Annotated in this window: 15 protein-coding genes and 1 pseudogene; 8 read left to right on the top strand and 8 right to left on the bottom strand. The window is 67.7% G+C overall.

Annotated features, from left to right (window positions below; translation table 11 throughout):
- Positions 1–36 precede the first annotated feature (36 nt).
- The gene (locus tag AC068B_RS01055) at positions 37–444 is read left to right on the top strand and encodes a TOBE domain-containing protein (protein WP_356266565.1); all 408 of its coding nucleotides are present in this window, start codon (positions 37–39) and stop codon (positions 442–444) included.
- Between the two features lie 205 nt (positions 445–649).
- Here the strand turns inward: AC068B_RS01055 and glnA are convergent, their stop codons facing one another.
- Complete coding sequence (gene glnA, locus AC068B_RS01050) at positions 650–2,059, bottom strand: type I glutamate--ammonia ligase (RefSeq protein WP_356266637.1); 1,410 nt, start codon at positions 2,057–2,059, stop codon at positions 650–652.
- A gap of 214 nt (positions 2,060–2,273) precedes the next feature.
- Here glnA and AC068B_RS01045 point away from each other — a divergent pair, with 214 nt between their 5' ends.
- The gene (locus AC068B_RS01045; protein WP_468559964.1) at positions 2,274–2,741 is read left to right on the top strand and encodes an RDD family protein; all 468 of its coding nucleotides are present in this window, start codon (positions 2,274–2,276) and stop codon (positions 2,739–2,741) included.
- A 182-nt stretch (positions 2,742–2,923) separates the two neighbouring features.
- Here AC068B_RS01045 and AC068B_RS01040 read toward each other — a convergent pair whose 3' ends face one another.
- Both AC068B_RS01040 and AC068B_RS01035 read right to left on the bottom strand, forming a co-directional pair.
- Positions 2,924–3,475, bottom strand: a complete 552-nt coding sequence (locus AC068B_RS01040; RefSeq protein WP_478668139.1) for a GNAT family N-acetyltransferase — start codon at positions 3,473–3,475, stop codon at positions 2,924–2,926.
- Positions 3,472–4,740 (bottom strand): hypothetical protein, encoded by a 1,269-nt coding sequence (locus AC068B_RS01035; RefSeq protein WP_478668138.1) that lies wholly within the window; start codon positions 4,738–4,740, stop codon positions 3,472–3,474. The genes AC068B_RS01040 and AC068B_RS01035 overlap by 4 nt, the downstream gene beginning before the upstream one ends.
- A gap of 143 nt (positions 4,741–4,883) precedes the next feature.
- Here AC068B_RS01035 and AC068B_RS01030 point away from each other — a divergent pair, with 143 nt between their 5' ends.
- From AC068B_RS01030 to AC068B_RS01010, 5 genes and pseudogenes are all read left to right on the top strand, one after another.
- A complete protein-coding gene (locus AC068B_RS01030) occupies positions 4,884–5,378 on the top strand; it encodes a hypothetical protein (protein WP_478668137.1) in 495 nt (164 codons plus the stop codon).
- A gap of 286 nt (positions 5,379–5,664) precedes the next feature.
- On the top strand, positions 5,665–6,021 hold the full coding sequence (locus tag AC068B_RS01025) for a hypothetical protein (RefSeq protein ID WP_478668136.1): 357 nt from the start codon (positions 5,665–5,667) through the stop codon (positions 6,019–6,021).
- A 79-nt stretch (positions 6,022–6,100) separates the two neighbouring features.
- Positions 6,101–6,866, top strand: a pseudogene (locus AC068B_RS01020) (replication initiator); the annotation flags it as partial.
- A 63-nt stretch (positions 6,867–6,929) separates the two neighbouring features.
- Complete coding sequence (locus tag AC068B_RS01015) at positions 6,930–7,136, top strand: hypothetical protein (protein ID WP_478669294.1); 207 nt, start codon at positions 6,930–6,932, stop codon at positions 7,134–7,136.
- An 81-nt stretch (positions 7,137–7,217) separates the two neighbouring features.
- Entirely contained in the window at positions 7,218–9,299 is a 2,082-nt protein-coding gene (locus AC068B_RS01010; protein ID WP_478668134.1) for a recombinase family protein, read from the top strand.
- Here the strand turns inward: AC068B_RS01010 and AC068B_RS01005 are convergent.
- From AC068B_RS01005 to lipB, 4 genes are all read right to left on the bottom strand, one after another.
- Positions 9,217–9,927 carry a DUF4191 domain-containing protein gene (locus AC068B_RS01005; RefSeq protein WP_478668133.1) on the bottom strand — a complete coding sequence of 237 codons (711 nt, stop codon included), beginning with the start codon at positions 9,925–9,927 and terminating at the stop codon, positions 9,217–9,219. The genes AC068B_RS01010 and AC068B_RS01005 overlap by 83 nt on opposite strands.
- Positions 9,928–9,956: 29 nt before the next feature.
- Positions 9,957–10,163, bottom strand: coding sequence for an SCO2195 family GlnR-regulated protein (locus tag AC068B_RS01000; RefSeq protein ID WP_055567209.1), 207 nt, complete (start codon positions 10,161–10,163; stop codon positions 9,957–9,959).
- Positions 10,164–10,441: 278 nt separating this feature from the next.
- Positions 10,442–11,407 (bottom strand): lipoyl synthase, encoded by a 966-nt coding sequence (locus AC068B_RS00995; RefSeq protein ID WP_356266588.1) that lies wholly within the window; start codon positions 11,405–11,407, stop codon positions 10,442–10,444.
- Between the two features lie 128 nt (positions 11,408–11,535).
- Entirely contained in the window at positions 11,536–12,342 is an 807-nt protein-coding gene (lipB, locus tag AC068B_RS00990) for a lipoyl(octanoyl) transferase LipB (RefSeq protein WP_478668131.1), read from the bottom strand.
- Between the two features lie 218 nt (positions 12,343–12,560).
- On the opposite strand from lipB, the gene AC068B_RS00985 reads away from it, so the two are divergent.
- On the top strand, positions 12,561–14,006 hold the full coding sequence (locus tag AC068B_RS00985) for a regulator (protein ID WP_478668130.1): 1,446 nt from the start codon (positions 12,561–12,563) through the stop codon (positions 14,004–14,006).
- A 22-nt stretch (positions 14,007–14,028) separates the two neighbouring features.
- Here AC068B_RS00985 and AC068B_RS00980 read toward each other — a convergent pair whose 3' ends face one another.
- On the bottom strand, positions 14,029–16,221 hold the full coding sequence (locus AC068B_RS00980; RefSeq protein WP_478668128.1) for a family 20 glycosylhydrolase: 2,193 nt from the start codon (positions 16,219–16,221) through the stop codon (positions 14,029–14,031).
- Positions 16,222–16,385: the final 164 nt, after the last annotated feature.

The following is a 16,385-nucleotide window of genomic DNA, read 5'->3' as shown; positions in this document are numbered from 1 at the left end:
CGCGTCTCGCCCGCGCCGACCGCCTAAGGTGCCCGTGTGCCCACATTCAGCATCGGTCAGGCCGCGCGGCTGCTCGGCGTGAGTTCGGAGACCGTCCGGCGGTGGGGTGACGGCGGGCAGCTGCGGACGGAGCGGGACGACTCCGGGAACCGGCTGGTCGACGGGGTGAGCCTGGCCGAGCTCGCCAAGGAGCGGGCGCGGGGGATGCACCCGGTCTCCGGCGAGGTGCTGACCTCGGTGCGCAACTCCTTCGCGGGAATCGTCACTTCGGTGCGCACCGACGACGTGGCGGCTCAGGTCGAGATCCAGTCGGGGCCCCACCGGCTGGTGTCCGTGGTCAGCCGTGAGGCCGTCGAGGAGCTGGAGATCGAGGTCGGGGTCACGGTCACCGCGCGGGTGAAGTCGACGAACGTACACATCGACCGGCCCGGCTCCCGGGGATGACGGCGGCGGGGATGCCCTGACCGCTCTCCAGACGCACCTTGACGGTGGCCATCACCTCGCCGGAGGTGACGGAGGTGAATGCCGCGTTTACCCGGCATCCTCCCCGCGCTGTAGCCACCCACCGGCCAACGGTCACGACAAAGGCCGCCACCATGCCGGTGACGGCCTTCGTTGCTGATCTGTTCTAGCTGTCCTACTCCGCGATTTAGATGTCGAAGTACAGCTCGAACTCGTGCGGGTGCGGCCGCAGCTGGATCGGGGCGATCTCGTTCGTGCGCTTGTAGTCGATCCACGTCTCGATCAGGTCGGACGTGAAGACGCCGCCCGCCTGCAGGTACTCGTTGTCCGCCTCCAGGGCGTCGAGGACCGCGGGGAGGGAGGTCGGGACCTGGGCGACGCCCGCGTGCTCCTCGGGGGCGAGCTCGTAGAGGTCCTTGTCGATCGGCTCCGGCGGCTCGATCTTGTTCTTGACGCCGTCCAGGCCCGCGAGGAGCAGCGCCGAGAAGGCGAGGTACGGGTTCGAGGACGGGTCGGGCGCGCGGAACTCGACGCGCTTGGCCTTCGGGTTCGAGCCCGTGATCGGGATGCGCATCGCGGCGGAGCGGTTGCGCTGCGAGTAGACCATGTTGACCGGGGCCTCGAAGCCGGGGACCAGGCGGTGGTACGAGTTGACCGTCGGGTTGGTGAACGCGAGCAGCGACGGGGCGTGCTTGAGGATGCCGCCGATGTAGTAGCGCGCGGTGTCCGAGAGGCCCGCGTAGCCCTGCTCGTCGTAGAAGAGCGGGTCGCCACCGGCCCACAGGGACTGGTGGACGTGCATGCCCGAGCCGTTGTCGCCGAAGATCGGCTTCGGCATGAAGGTCGCGGTCTTCTCGTTGCGCCACGCGACGTTCTTCACGATGTACTTGAAGAGCATCAGGTCGTCGGCCGCGGCGAGCAGCGTGTTGAACTTGTAGTTGATCTCCGCCTGACCGGCGGTGCCGACCTCGTGGTGCTGGCGCTCGACCTGGAGGCCGTTCTTGTCCAGCTCCAGGGAGATCTCGGCGCGGAGGTCGGCGAAGTGGTCGACCGGCGGGGCCGGGAAGTAACCGCCCTTGTAGCGGACCTTGTAGCCACGGTTGTTCTCGACCGCACCGGTGTTCCAGGCGCCAGCCTCGGAGTCGATGTGGTAGAAGCTCTCGTTCGCCGACGTCTGGAAGCGGACGTTGTCGAAGACGTAGAACTCGGCCTCGGGGCCGAAGTAGGCCGTGTCGGCGATGCCGGTGGAGGCCAGGTACGCCTCGGCCTTCTTCGCGACGTTCCGCGGGTCACGGCTGTACTGCTCGCCCGTGATCGGGTCGTGGATGAAGAAGTTGATGTTGACGGTCTTGTCGCGGCGGAAGGGGTCCACACGCGCCGTCGACAGGTCGGCGCGGAGCGCCATGTCGGACTCGTGGATGGCCTGGAAGCCGCGGATCGACGAACCGTCGAAGGCCAGCTCCTCCTCCGGGTCGAACGCCGCCGCCGGGATCGTGAAGTGCTGCATCACACCGGGCAGGTCGCAGAAGCGGACGTCGATGAACTTGACGTCCTCGTCCGCGATGTACTTCTTTGCGTCGTCGGCGTTCTGGAACAACATCCAACTCCTCCTACTCCCGCCCGAGGCGGGACGGGGTTGCAGCTCGTTGTGCGGCCAGTGCGGTGGCACACGCTGGGACCCGACCATAAGGACGGGGGATTTCTCAAGCATGACCCATTTGTTTCGTCGAAGTTAACCGAGCCGGGTGCCGTGTGCACCGTTACGACCACCCCGTACCCGGCTCCACGGCGCTCCGCAGTACCGTGGACGGGTGGACAAGAGGCAAGCAATCGGATCGTGGCTGTCCGGGCCCCGCGCGGCCGCGGAGGACGCCGGTGTCGACTTCGGGTACCGGGGCGAGCAGCTCGGACTGCCCGAGGAGGGGCCGGGAGCGATCGCGCGCCCCGGCCGCCGCATCGGCGCCATCGCCGTGGACTGGGGCCTGTGCATGGTGATCGCATACGGCCTGTTCGCGGGCGGTGACCAGCAGGCGATGGGCAACTGGGCCCTCGGCATCTTCTTCGTCATGAGCGTCCTGACCGTCGGCACGGTCGGCTGCACCCCGGGCAAGGCCCTCTTCCGGCTGCGCGTCATCGCCGAGGGCGGTGGCAGGCTCGCCCCCGGCTGGGTCCTGGTCCGCAGCATCCTGCTGTGCCTGGTCATCCCGGCCCTGATCTGGGACCGCGACGGCCGCGGCCTCCACGACCGCCTCGCCCGCGCGGTGCAGGTCCGGATCTAGCTCTTCCAGGACGGTTCCGCGCGCAGGAAGACGTCAAAGGCGTCAAAGAGGTCACTACGACGGCACGAAGACTCCACTACGACGATGAGGGCCCCTTCGGAAGTATTCAGCGGTGTTGCTCTTCCGTTCACTCTGCGGAGTGGGGGATAGGCCACGTGGGGTGCTCGATTCCTCCGTCCCGATCACCTCTCGGGCCGAAGCAGTATGAGGGCGTCATACAGCGGTGAGTCAGGGAACGGCAGCACCTCACCAAACCACCCATACCCCCAGGTTTTGTACAAACTGCACACTTTGGGGTGCTCGCGCTCGACTAGGAGTGTCACGCGTTCTTCTTGCCTGCCGCGGAGCAACTCATCATGGATGATCTTCGCCGCGCCTGTGCCTCGTACCTCACTCAAGACCATGAGCTCGGACAAGGCGAACGTCCGGCGGCCATCCTCGACGGTTGCACCCTCCGGCACCGGGGTGCGCAGCCGGTTCCACCACCTGGTGCCTTCCTGAAGGGTGCAGCCGTAGGCATAGCCGATCGGGACTTCGTTGAGGTAGCCGACGACTGCGGTGAAGCCGGGCACCTCCGCATTCCAGCCGAGCCGTTCGTCGAACCTGGCCACGCTGTGGAATTCCTCGTCGATTCGGTCGGCGTAGATCTCCGCGTAGACGTCGAGGAGCTGGCGCCGGATCTCGGAGAGCCCTTCTGCGTCCCGGCGCTCCAACCTCATGCCGTCCACGGTCACGCTCCTGTCCGTCGCGTCCGTTCAAGGAAGTCTGCAACCGCGGGCACCTGAGCGTGGCGGTGCATCTGAGTACGCAGTCCGTGCAATTTGTCCTGCACGCGCTGGCTCTGGAGGCGCTGTCCCATTGCCGCCGCATGACTGGCCTCGGCGGCGGCGTGCTCCACCTCCCCGCCATCGAGGAGGGCCTGCGCGCTCTGGACCGTGTAGTAGACCCGGTTGCGTTCGAAGCGGTCGTCCAACATGCCCAACGCGGAGGCGGTGAGTTCCTGGGCTCGTCTGTGCTGCCCCAGGGCTTGGTGCGCGGCTCCGGCAAGGCCGGTGAGCTCGGCAGGCGTGAGGAAGGTGAGCCAAGCTGTGGGATCGCCCTTGCCACGGTCGTAGGCACTCTCTGCGCGGGCGAGGGACCGTTGGGCGTGCACGCGGTCGCCGGTTCGTGCGTAGCCGACGGCTTGGCGGCAGTGGAGCAAGGCCATGAGCCACGGGTCCGCTTTCGCCTGCCTGGTCTCAACCGCTGCTCGCCCTACCCGCAGAGCTTCCGTATCGCGACCGAGTAGGCGGGCCTGCATGGCGAGGTTGGACCAGACTCGGGCCTGAAGCATGCCGTCCCGGGCGAGCATCCCGGCTTGCAGTGCTTCGTTGTACAGGCCTGTTGCGCTTTCCTGCCGACCGGCGTCGTACGCGAACCATCCTGCCGAGGCAGCCAAGTCGCCAGTTGCTGCATACAACTGCCGTTCGACTCGATCACCGTAGATGCAGTGGTTCAGGGCGAAATGCACACGCTGCAACGCCTCGTGGGCAACTGCGTGCAGGGCGCCCCCACCTAGCGCATGGTCGTGTTGATACAGGGCGGGCACGATGGAGTGGATGCGCTCGGCGTCGCTGGCTCCCAGTCGGCCCGCGGACGGGATCGTGTCGAGACCAAGGGCGGCGGCCAGACCGGCCGCGATGAATTCACGGCGTCGCACGGGAGGTTGCTCCTTCCCCGTAGTCGACCTGGGGGGATCCGGAATCCGGGAAGAGCTGCGCGGGACGAACCCCATGGCTTCCGGGCTGCGGCCGAAAACTTCCTGGAGGGGCAGAAGGTACCGGGACCAAGGCCACTGGACGTCACCGGCGATCCAGCGCCGTACGTGCCGGTCGGTGCACTGCGCGGTGCTGCCGTACACCGTCTCGGCGGTCCGGTTGACCTCGTCGGACAGCTGCTGGTGGGTGTAGCCGAACTCCGTCAACAGCGCTTCCAACTTGGTGTTTCGCTGTTTCGCCATGACCGTTCCCCACCCTGCGTCGACGTCCTTCGACGGTAGACCTACCAGGGGTCGGTAGGGGGAGAAACTGTCCTGTCGTCTGTCAGTAACTGCCCCAGATCTGTCCTGATGATCAAGAGGGCACTTACGCCAACCTCGATGACATGAGCAGCGGGAATGTAGGGCCCTCCACGAGGGGATACAACTCAGCTTTCGATTGGCTGGCGCGAGCTCAACAAGAGCCGAACCAGGCACATCGGGAATGGGCGGAAGGCGGTGTTGCTCTGCTGCCGCTCGGCAAACGCTTCAACTCCGTATGCCTGTCCACCCGAATCGTCTACGCGAGCGTTGGCACCGATGAGTTGGAGGTGGTAGCCGCGACGCTGGCCGAACTCCTGAACGGTCCGGTGATCCGCAACAGCCCTCAGTACACGTATCACGCCTTGGTCGAGACGTCGTCGACGCCGCGCTGGGAGTACGACGAGGCGCCGTTGTTGGGCTGTGGGAACTTCCTCAGCGTCCCAGCCGCTGGCCTTCGTGGCCCCTACGGCCTGCACTGGGCGGTAGAGCCGCGCATGGTCAGCGACCTGTGCCCCATGCCATCCGTTGCCGCTTTGGTGCGGTGTGCCCGTCGCGAGCGTCACGGGGGACGGCGATGAGCGCGGACGGAAAGCCCTCGGAGGAACAGCAACCGCAGTCGCAGTTCACGGTTGGTGAGCTGGTCAAAGACCGGGGGCGGAGGCGGGTTGTGAAGGTGGTCGCCGTTGACGAAGAGTCCGGCCTCCTCACGCTCGAACGGCCTTCGGGTCTCCGGTGGAAGGCAGCGACCACGGAGTGTCGCAAGGCGACGGAGGAGGAGCGGTCTGCCTACTCCTATGCCGCACGCACGCTGCGTGAGGCGACGGGATGGACCAGCGAGTCTGCGGGGGGTAAGGGGTGTTGCTAGTGGAGGTCTACGACGACAAGCGACTGATGGGGGACCGCTTCGACGCCTACCTGGAGACGTTCACCCACAATGCGCAGTCGGCTGGCGACTTCGCGACAGGTATGGACGTTTCCGACCTGATGCGAAGGATCGATCTGGTGTGGGGCGACCTGAGTCACCTTCTGCGAATGGAGGTAGGCCAACACCACAACGCCAAGGTCGCCGAAAAGGTCGCAGAGGCCAGGGCCTTGTTTGGGGCCCGTGACGAGATCGTGGTCTCGGCGTCCGACGTGGAGCCGGGACGGCAGTACCTGTTCAAGGTCGTCGAGTACTGCAATCTGCTCGTGCTCTTCGCTAGAACGCCGAGGCTGCGGTGAATAGTCGCTGGGTGCTCGTCCTGGGCGTTGCCGCGCTTCTCGCGTCGTTCGTCGGCTTCGTGACCGCTATCCGCACGGGGTGAGTACGCATCTCTCTCTCCCCCCCCGAAACGCCACCCCCGGCCGTACCCTGCCCGTGCTGCGGCTGGGGGTGGTCCGGTTCCCTTCTCCGGTCGTCGGCGATCGGAGAGGAACCGAAAGCCAGGCTTCCCCATCGCACGCCCCGTCACCTTGTGAGAGGCGGCGGGGCTTCGTGCTGTTGCGCTGTCGCAACCGACGCGCATCGCGCCGCCAACCCTGCGCACAGCTACATGCGGGCGACACCTTCCAACTGGTTCGCTCCGGCCTGCTCGGCGGCAAGGGCATGACCGACCAGGTGCAGCTGCATCCCCGCCGCTTCGTCACCACCCTGACCGCGCCATCCTTCGGCACCGTGCACCATGGCGGCACGGCAAGTACGCCCCCACTGCCGCCCTCGCCGCAGGGCCGGGGAGTGCGCGCACAGGCGGCCCCTGGGGTGCGGTCAACGGCACGCGGACGCCGATGCCGTCATCGGTCAGCCCCTGTACAGGGACTGCTACGACTACGTGGGCCATGTCCTCTGGCACGCCTCCGTCGGCACCCTGTGGAGCCGGTTTTGCCACATGCTCAGGCGGCATCTGGCCTCAGCGGCGGGCATTGTTCAAACGCGATTTCGCGAGTACGCGGCGCACTCCTTCGCCAAAGTCGCCGAGTACCAGAAGCGCGGTGCCATTCACTTCCATGCCGTCATCCGCCTGGACGGTCCCGACGGTCCGTCCTCGCCCCCGCCCTTGTGGGCCACGAGCGATGCTCTGGAGCCGTGCGTACGGTCCGCGGCGACCTCAGTCGAAGTCCGCACCCCGTACCCGGCGGCCACCGGGAGGGCCATGACTGCACTTTCTGATGGTGGCGAGGCTCCGCGGTGTCGCTGTTCAGGGAAACAGCGCATCAATTTCCTCAATCCCGAATCAAAATCGATCACTGATTCGCAAGAGGCGTCGAAGGCCATTTGGAAACCGACGGAAGGGTCAGGATCAGAGGCGGCGCATCTGCGCATGCTGGAAATCCTGTTTTCGCCTCGCCCCGATGAATAGACTTCTATAGTTAACCCATCGCATGGGTGACCCCGGCGGTGTGCGACCACCCCGGGGTCTGGCCAGTCTTGGAGGACTGACATGGGTAACTCTGTCATACATGCCATCGATACAGCAGCCAGGGCTGCCGACATCGCCACACCTGCCGTCCGGGCAGTGGACTACCTGCGGGTTTCCACTGATCAGCAGGTAGACGGGTACGGGATCGCATACACCGGCGACGAAACAGCCGCGTACATCGAGCGCAAGGGCTGGGTAAAAGTCGACACCTTCAAGGATGAAGGGGAGTCGGGAACGCTTCCGTGGGACAGGCGCAAGGGCGCCAGAGAGATCATGGAACTCGCGCAAAGTAAGCCTTGCCCCTTCAATATGGTGGTAGTGCACGAGACCCGGGCAGTCGGTCGGAACAACAGGGTCTTCTGGGAATGGGTGTGGAAACTGCAAGACCTCGGCGTGCATGTCGCCATCGTGGATGACGACATCGACAACACGACCGAGGAGGGCGAAGAGCGGATGCGTGAAAAGGCGAACGAAGCCTTTAAGGAACTTGTCCGTATCCGTAAAAGGACTCAAGGGGGGATTCAGAAAAAGGCCCGGATGGGGGGTTTCCCTGGAGGCCCTGCCCGCTATGGGTACCGTATCGAGAATAAGGGTGTCAAAGGGAAACAGCGTCTTGTGCATGACATCTGTGACGGGGGAGTGAGTTGCTCCGGATCAGAGGGCTGCACGACAGTGCACGAGGCAGTGGTGTTGCGTCGGGGGAGAACCCTCGTCGTCAAGTATCAGGGAGATTGGCGTAAGGCTGTCCAACGCCTCAATAATGAGGGGCTGGTGAGTAGGTCGGGCAAACCTTGGAGTGAGGCGAACTTCCGGGGTCGTCTGATGAGCGAGGACCTGTTAGAGGCTCGGTATGTGTTCCGCGGAAAGAGTGCGAAACTGCGCCCGGATGGTACGCCGATTTGGGGTGAGGTCAGAATCATCCCGCTTGATCCGATGTTCACGCCCGATGAGGTGGCGGAATTGCGGTCTGTCAAAAGCGAGCCGCGTCGTCGCCCTTCCCCTAAGGGGCGGGTCTACACGTTGTCCGGCAGGCTGCGCAGCCAGTGCGGTATGCGCTATGTCGGTGGAGGCCCGGCCAATGAGGCGCCCCACTACCTGTGCTCAGGAAAGAGGGAGGCTTACCCGGGAGCGCCTAAGTGCTCGTGCCCACAGCTTGACGCACGCGGTGTCGAGAAATGGGTATGGGGAAGCGTTTGCGACTTTCTGAGGGATGGAGAAATGCTGCAAGCCCTGTCTGATGAGTGGCTGGGTGCAGCAAGATTGCGGAAAGTGGATTTCGCTTCACGCTTGGCCGAGTTGGATCGGAAGATCGCTGAGCAGGACAGCACGATCAACATCACTATGGCTGTAGCTGCTCAACAGGCAGCCAAGCGGGGGCTACCGCAACGCGAAGCTGAGACGACCGTAAACCGGGCCATCAAGCCGCTGACCGAGAGGTTGGAGGAGCTGGAACAAGACCGGGCTGCGGTGGCCTCCTGGCAAGAGGCCGCTGCGCAAGAGGAGCGGCGGGAGCGGAGTCTTCAGGCGGTTGCACAGCTGGCCAACGACCGATTGGAAGAACTCTGCGCAGAGGATCAGCGGGAGTTCCTGGGGCTGGCGAATGTCAAGATCGTGATCACTGGACCTCCCCCTCCCATGCACCGCGGGCTTGCCTGCCCCGTGGGCGGCTGGTTCCGCTCTCACGGGCGAATGGTTCCGACGCTGTGTAACTGCGCGTGGGAGCGCGTGATGGAGGTGGAAAACTTCCCGGGCGGGGGTGTTGTGCCTCGACAGAAGGGAGGGCTTGCCCCGCGGACCGTTCTGGAGGCCTTTCTCAAGAAGGCCCGCACTGGGGTCGCCTGGCCGGAGCTGGATGCTGAGCTTGGCTCCACTGGCCTTATCGGGCACTGGAAGCGGTGGAGTTCGTCGGGGCGCTGGGAGCGCGTTATGGGGGTGCTGGAGGACGCCTGCGGAGGCGTCCCGGTATCGCGGCCTCACCCTCTCCCGCCCATGGAGATGACGGGAGAGGTGAGGCCTGGTGTCATCCTCGCGACGACTTGGGCGGGCGAACGCCCTTCATACCTTTCGGCATCGGACCCTTCGGGAGCGGCATATTGGACATAAGGTCCCCCATCGCGCGCAGCCGGTCGTTCGTCGCAGTGACCTGCGGGCCCGTGAGGACGCGGGGGAGCTTCAGGAGCGTCGTGCGGAGCTTCTTCAGCGAGACCGTGTCGTCCGTGGTGCCGACGATGACGTCGTGGACGGGGACGTCCGCCACGATGCGTGCCATCTTCTTCTTCTCGGCGGCCAGCAGGCCCTTCACGCGGTTCGGGTTGCCCTCGGCGACCAGGACGATGCCTGCCTTGCCGACGGTCCGGTGCACCACGTCCTGGCTGCGGTTCATCGCGACCGCGGGGGTCGTCGTCCAGCCGCGGCCGATCTTGTCGAGCACCGCGGCCGCCGCGCCGGGCTGGCCCTCCATCTGCCCGAAGGCGGCCCGCTCGGCCCTGCGTCCGAAGACGATCGCCATCGCGAGGAAGGCGAGCAGGAAGCCGAGAATGCCCAGGTAGACCGGGTGGCCGAGCCAGAAGCCGATCGCGAGGAAGACACCAAAGGTGACGATTCCCACAGCCGCGATGATGAGGCCGATTTTGGAGTCGGCCCGCCGGGTCATCTTGTAGGTCAGAGCGATCTGCTTGAGTCGCCCCGGTTCCGCGGCCGCATCCGCCGCGGTGGATTCCTTCCTCGCCATGCCGTGAGTCTACGTGGCTCCGGGGACGTCTACGACGTGCGGGTTGTCGTCACGGCCTCTTCGAGCACGCGCAGCGCCTCGACCCGGTCCTTGGCGCGGCGCCGGTCCTCCAGCACGGAGGTCCAGGCATTGCGCCGTGCGGTGCGCTGGCCGCCGCTCATCAGCAGCGACTCGACGGCGCGCAGGGCGTCGGCGACGGACGGGATGGCGGTGGCGCGAACGGGCGCGGCCTGCATGATGGGGCCCTCCTGGAGAGCGGCTCGGGTGGGGGGAGCGGCTATGGGTAAGGCTGTACGTGCGGTAGTACCAGGGTCACTGATTGGTGTTACCAGGGCGTGACCGAGTGGTCAAACGCCGATGAAACCTTGATGCGGGGGCCCAAAACACTGACGCGGCCCATACGGTCCCGTTCACCTGCGGGGATCGTACGGGCCGCGTCATTACGGCCACTACTGGTCGGTAGGAGCTTGTGCGCCGATTCACACAGTGTGTGGGCGCGCGGCATGTGCCTGCGTCACACCGCCTGCGACGCCACGTACGAACCGCGCTTCTCGATCGCCATCTGGTAGAGGCGTCCGGCGCGGTACGAGGAGCGGACCAGCGGGCCCGACATGACACCCGAGAAGCCGATCTGCTCGGCCTCCTCCTTCAGCTCCACGAACTCGGCGGGCTTCACCCAGCGCTCGACGGGGTGGTGCCGGGGGGTGGGGCGCAGGTACTGGGTGATCGTGACGAGCTCCGTGCCCGCCTCGTGCAGCTGCCGCAGCGCCTCGCTGACCTCTTCGCGGGTCTCGCCCATGCCCAGGATCAGGTTGGACTTGGTGACCAGACCGGCCTCGCGGGCCTTGGTGATGACCTCGAGGGAGCGCTCGTACCGGAAGCCGGGGCGGATCCGCTTGAAGATCCGCGGCACCGTCTCGACGTTGTGCCCGAGGACCTCGGGCTTGGACGAGAAGACCTCGGCCAGCTGGTCGGGGTCGGCGTTGAAGTCCGGGATGAGCAGCTCGACCTTGGTGTAGCCCTCGGCGCGCTCGGCCGTCATCGCGTGGATCTGGCGGACCGTCTCCGCGTACAGCCAGGCGCCGCCGTCCTCCAGGTCGTCGCGGGCGACGCCGGTGATCGTGGCGTAGTTCAGGTCCATCGTGACGACGGACTCGCCGACGCGGCGCGGCTCGTCGCGGTCGAGGGCCTGCGGCTTGCCGGTGTCGATCTGGCAGAAGTCGCAGCGCCGGGTGCACTGGTCGCCGCCGATGAGGAACGTGGCCTCGCGGTCTTCCCAGCACTCGTAGATGTTCGGACAGCCCGCTTCCTGGCAGACCGTGTGCAGGCCCTCGCTCTTCACGAGCTTCTGCAGGGCGTTGTACTCGGGGCCCATTTTCGCCCGGGTCTTGATCCACTCGGGCTTGCGCTCGATGGGGGTCTGGGCGTTCCGGACCTCCAGGCGCAGCATCTTGCGTCCGTCGGGTGCGACTGCGGACACATCGGCTCCCTATTAGCTGGCGTAACTTCGATTCTGCGGCGCACACCAGGGTACGCCCGTGATGTCGTTGGGCTTACTTGTGGCCAACCTCTGGCCAAGGGGGTGCATTCCCCGGAGCCCGGGTGGATCTACGCGGAGGCGGGCTCCACGTCGCGCGGCTTGAGCTCCGCGTTCTCCAGTACGTCCCGTAGGTGCCGCTCGGCGACGGGCAGCACATCGGCGATGGTGATCGCGCGGTCCAGCTCGTACGAGAGGGACGTCACGCCCGCGTCGCGGATGCCGCACGGGATGATCCGGTCGAACCAGGTGTTGTCCGGGTTCACGTTCAGGGCGAAGCCGTGCATCGTCACGCCCTTGGCGACGCGGATGCCGATCGCGGCGATCTTGCGGTCCTCGCGGCGCTGACCGGCGTTCGACGGCGCGTACTCCGGGCCGTTGAAGCGTGCGTCGAATTCGTCGTCCTGGAGCCGCGGGTCGAAGTCCAGGGACAGGCCGCCGAGCGCCGGAGGCTGCTCTGTTTCCTGTCGGGGGTCGCCGAGGACCCAGACACCGCTGCGCCCCTCGACGCGCGTCGTCTCCAGGCCGAACTCCGCACACGTGCGGATCAGCGCCTCCTCCAGGCGGCGCACGTGCGCCACGACGTCCACCGGGCGCGGCAGCTTCTGGATCGGATAGCCCACCAGCTGGCCCGGGCCGTGCCAGGTGATCTTGCCGCCGCGGTCGACGTCGACGACGGGGGTGCCGTCCAGCGGGCGCTCGCTGTCCTCGGTGCGGCGGCCCGCGGTGTAGACCGGCGGGTGCTCCAGGAGGAGACAGGTGTCCGGGACCTCGTCGGCGAAGCGGGCGGCGTGCACGCGGCGCTGCTCGTCCCACGCCTCTTGGTACTCCACGGAGTCCGGGCCGAAGCCCAGCCGGACGAACCGAAACTCACTCACGGCAGGTGCCTCCCTGAACGTTCACCGTGCACATATCGCGCCCCTGCCACTGTACGGGCCCCCTTCGGCGGCAACTTCGGCCCGGGTTACTCACACGATCGGATGAATGACCCGTGAAGGTGCGCTCACGGGCTGTTATCGCCGCTAAATTCACGCCGTTCACGAGGCCATAAGGGCTGCTCAAAGGCAGGCCCGAAAGGCAGGAGACCGCACAGCCGATGACGGAACGACCCCCGCAGCGCACCCCGAACCGCCAGCTAGCCGCGCTCATCTCGGAAGCCGGATTCTCCAATGCGGGCCTGGCCCGCCGCGTCGACCAGCTGGGCCTTGAACATGGCCTGGACCTGCGATACGACAAGACATCGGTGACCCGCTGGCTCCGCGGTCAGCAGCCCAGAGGCACCACACCCGCGCTGATCGCCGAGGTCTTCACGAGACGGCTCGGACGCCGCCTGTCCGCCCAGGACCTCGGGCTCGACGCGTGCGCCCCGGTTTACGCGGGGCTTGAGTTCGCCGCATCCCCCGAGGAGGCCGTCGACATCGTCGGCGGACTGTGGCGCAAGGACTCCGGCAGCCATGCGGAACTGCGGAAGATCGCCTTCACCCCGGCCGGGCTCGTGGTGCCCAGCCGGGACTGGCTGATCGGCCGCGCCGACGAACGCGTCGGCCGCGGGGACGTCGACCCGGCCCATGTGCGCGTACCCGTGCAGGGCCGCCCCGGCGTGCCCCGGCAGCGCCAGGGCCCCGAGCGCGGCCCCGGCCTGAAGGTCAGCAGCGGGGACATCGCGGCGCTGCGCTCCGTGGGCGAGCTGTTCCGCGCCCTCGATCACGCGTACGGCGGCGGGCACGCCCGCCAGGCCCTCGTCCGCTATCTGGAGCACGAGGCCGAGCCGATGCTCCGGGGGGTCTACGGCGAGCAGGCCGGGCGCAGGCTCTTCGCGGCCGCCGCCGACCTGACCCGCCTCGCCGGCTGGACCTCGTACGACATCGCGGCCCACGGCCTCGCCCAGCGGTACTACGTGCAGGCGCTGCGCCTCTCGCAGGCGGCGGGCGACCGGGCCTACGGCTCCTACGTGCTGGTCACGATGAGCCGCCAGGCCGTCTACCTCGGCCACGGACGCGAGGCCGTGCAGCTCGCGCGGGTGGCCCAGCAGGGCGTCGGCTCCTCGGCGCCGCACGTCGTGCAGTCGCTGCTGTACGCCGCGGAGGCGCGCGGCCACGGCGTGCTCGGCGAGGTGCGGGCCTGCACGGCCGCCCTGGTGCGGGCCGAGCGGTCGCTCGAGGCGGCGCGGCCGGGCGACGAAGTGCCGCACTGGGCGCGGTTCTTCGACGAGGCCCAGCTGGCGGACGAGTTCGGGCACAGCTACCGCGACCTGCAGCAGTACCGCGCCGCGGCCCAGCACGCCGAGCGCTCGCTGCAGCTGCGCGCCCCCGCCTTCGCGCGCAGCCGTCTCTTCTGCCGGGTGGTGCTCGCCACCGCGCGGCTCGGCCTCGGTGAGCTGGAGACGGCCTGCCAGCTGGGCTCCGAGGCCGCGCAGGCGGCAGGCGAGATGCGGTCCGTGCGGGCGCACGAGTACGTACGCGAATTCGAGCGTCGGCTTGAGCCCTACCGGGACGCGGCGCCCGTGCGCGGGTACCGCGACCGGGTCGCGGCGCTCGGGTGAGGGCGGGCCCCGCCCCGGTCGCTCACCTCTGGCGGGCGACCTCGGCGGGGCTCAACGCCTCGTCCCACGTCACCAGTTCGTCCAGGTCGCCCCGCAGGCTCGCCTGTTCGGTGCCGATGGAGCGCAGGGGGAGGGGGATCGAGGCGGCGACTGAGCCGATCCGCTCCCCGTCGGCGTACAGCGTCGTGCTGCCCGGCGTGGTCACCCACGTCAGCCGCGTCCAGCGGTCCAGCGGCAGGGTGAAGTCGAAGCTGTGGTCCGCCTCGCCGTACCGCGTGAAGCCGACCCGGCCCGTGCCGTGCTGCATCAGCTTCAGGGCGCCCGCTTTGGAGCTGAGCAGGACCTGGTCGGCGGTCCGTGAGGTGGCGCGGACCCGGACCGAGACGGTCCACGGCTCGTCGACGTCCAGGCCCCCGAAGCCCACGCCGTCCCGGTCGGAGTCGAAGCGCCAGGCCTGACCGCGCGGTCCTGGCACGGGCGTCGGGTTGTCGATGATGTACGAGGTGCCGGGCAGGTCACCGGCCCTGTCCTCGGCGAAGATCGTGTTGCCGGGACTGCCCGCGTACGTCCAGCCCTTCGGGTACGCCGCGTCGTCGAAGGTCCAGTGGTGGCTCGGCCTGCCCTCGACGCGGGGCGGCACGGGGGCGGGCGTGGTGCCAGTGGGGTCTCCCCTGCTTGAACGGAGTTGAGAGCTTGGGGGTGGGTCGCCGATGCGGGCGGCGCGGGCGCGGAAGTCGGCCGCCGTGTCCGGCGTCGCGGACCGGTTCCAGGTGCGGTCGGCGAGGATCGCCCGGGCGCCCGCCATGTGCTGCTCGAAGTAGCCGTCGTCGGCCCAGAAGTTGTAGTCGGCCCAGTTCGTGATGCCGGAGCCGAGCATGTCCGGGGCGCTGCTGGGGGCCCAGCTGTCGTACATCCAGGGCTCGTCCGGGTACTTGTGGTGGTAGTTGTTCGGGGTGTTGTAGAACGGCCCGATGGCGATCTCGTCGTGGCCGGGGACCTCCGGCTCGGCGCCCGTGCCCTCCCAGGTGAGGAAGACGACCGGGGCGTGCACCTGCTGCTGGGGCGCGGGCAGGTGCTCGGAGCCGTTGTAGACGGCGGTGCGCCTGCCGTGCGAAGTGACCACGTCGTCCAGGGCGTTGATGTAGCGGTTGAGCAGGTCGCCGAGGGTGGAGACGTCGGGCGATGACGCCAGGTGGTCCTTCACGCGCGGGCACTCGGCGAGCTGCCCAGGGACCTCCTCCGCGCCGATGGAGAACAGCGGCGCGTCGAACCACCCGGCGAACTCGTCGACGATCTCCTTCGACTTCGCGACCGCCTTGTCGCTGGTCATGTCGATGATCCAGTCGGGCGTGAGGTGGGAGTGCGTGTGCGCGCCCGTGCACGGGGAGGGGCCGGAGCCGAAGCCGATGCCGAAGGCCTGACTGATCACGGTGGCGTGGCCGGGGAGTTCGAGCCCCGGCATCAGCTGGACGTGGTGGCGGGCGGCGAAGGCCTTCAGGTGCTCGATGTCGGCGCGGCTGTAGCTGTGCTCCGGGTCGGCGAGGCCGGGGAACTTCGGGCTGTCGAGGCGGAAGCCCTCCGACTCGGAGAGGTGCAGCAGCAGCGTGTTGAGCTTCTGGTCGCCCATGCGGCGGATCAGGTTCTCCAGGTACGGGATCCGCCAGTACTTGCGGCCCGCGTCGAGGTGGACCATGCGGATCGCCTGCGCGGGACGGTCGGTGGCCGTGGCGCGGGGCATCTGGCGGTGGTCGTCGGCCGTGGCGCGCAGGAGCTGCAGGAGGGTGCGGGTGCCGTAGTAGAGGCCGTGGGTGGAGGCTGCCTCGATGCGGACGGGGCCCCTGCTGTCGAAGCGGTAGCCCTCCGCGCCCGGGGCTCCCTTCTCGGTGAGGGTCAGCACGATGTCGCCGGGCGCCGGACGGCCGGTACCGGTGATGCGCGGGGTGAAGCCGGTGACCTGCTCGATCTCCGTACGCAGCTGGGTGGCGAGGCGGCGCACGGACTGCCGTGCCGGGCCCGGGAGTTCGGCGCGTCCGGCGGGCAGCGCGGTGCTGGAGGCGGTGCGCGGGTCGATGTGGATGCGGGTGGCGCGGGTGAGGGAGGTGTGGCCGTCGAGCGCGGTCCAGTCGGTGGGTCTGGGGATGACGGAGGGCGGCGCGGCCGCACCCGCGGGCTCCTCGCGTGGAGCGTATGGAGCGTCTGCTTGGGCGGAGGGCAAGGCTATAGCTCCTATGAATAGGGCGAGGATGAGCGATACCACCGGCAAGGTGCGACGCACTTCGGTCCTCCCGCTGCTTGGCGACCCGGCTGGGACCGTAGCCGCGTACTACCGCAGTGGCAAGGGAAGTTGCAGGGGCGGACGGCAGGGCGGCAGAGTGGTGG

Source organism: Streptomyces sp. NPDC042371 (assembly GCF_056437465.1).
This window is presented reverse-complemented; position numbering and strand designations above follow the sequence as displayed.

Excerpts from the sequence above, each read along its gene's own strand:
- AC068B_RS01015 (WP_478669294.1), top strand. The coding sequence starts at position 6,930 with ATGACTGCACTTTCTGATGGTGGCGAGGCTCCGCGGTGTCGCTGTTCA.
- AC068B_RS01035 (WP_478668138.1), bottom strand. The coding sequence starts at position 4,740 with ATGGCGAAACAGCGAAACACCAAGTTGGAAGCGCTGTTGACGGAGTTC.
- AC068B_RS01005 (WP_478668133.1), bottom strand. The coding sequence starts at position 9,927 with ATGGCGAGGAAGGAATCCACCGCGGCGGATGCGGCCGCGGAACCGGGG.
- AC068B_RS00985 (WP_478668130.1), top strand. The coding sequence starts at position 12,561 with ATGACGGAACGACCCCCGCAGCGCACCCCGAACCGCCAGCTAGCCGCG.
- AC068B_RS01000 (WP_055567209.1), bottom strand. The coding sequence starts at position 10,163 with ATGCAGGCCGCGCCCGTTCGCGCCACCGCCATCCCGTCCGTCGCCGAC.
- AC068B_RS01010 (WP_478668134.1), top strand. The coding sequence starts at position 7,218 with ATGGGTAACTCTGTCATACATGCCATCGATACAGCAGCCAGGGCTGCC.
- AC068B_RS01030 (WP_478668137.1), top strand. The coding sequence starts at position 4,884 with ATGAGCAGCGGGAATGTAGGGCCCTCCACGAGGGGATACAACTCAGCT.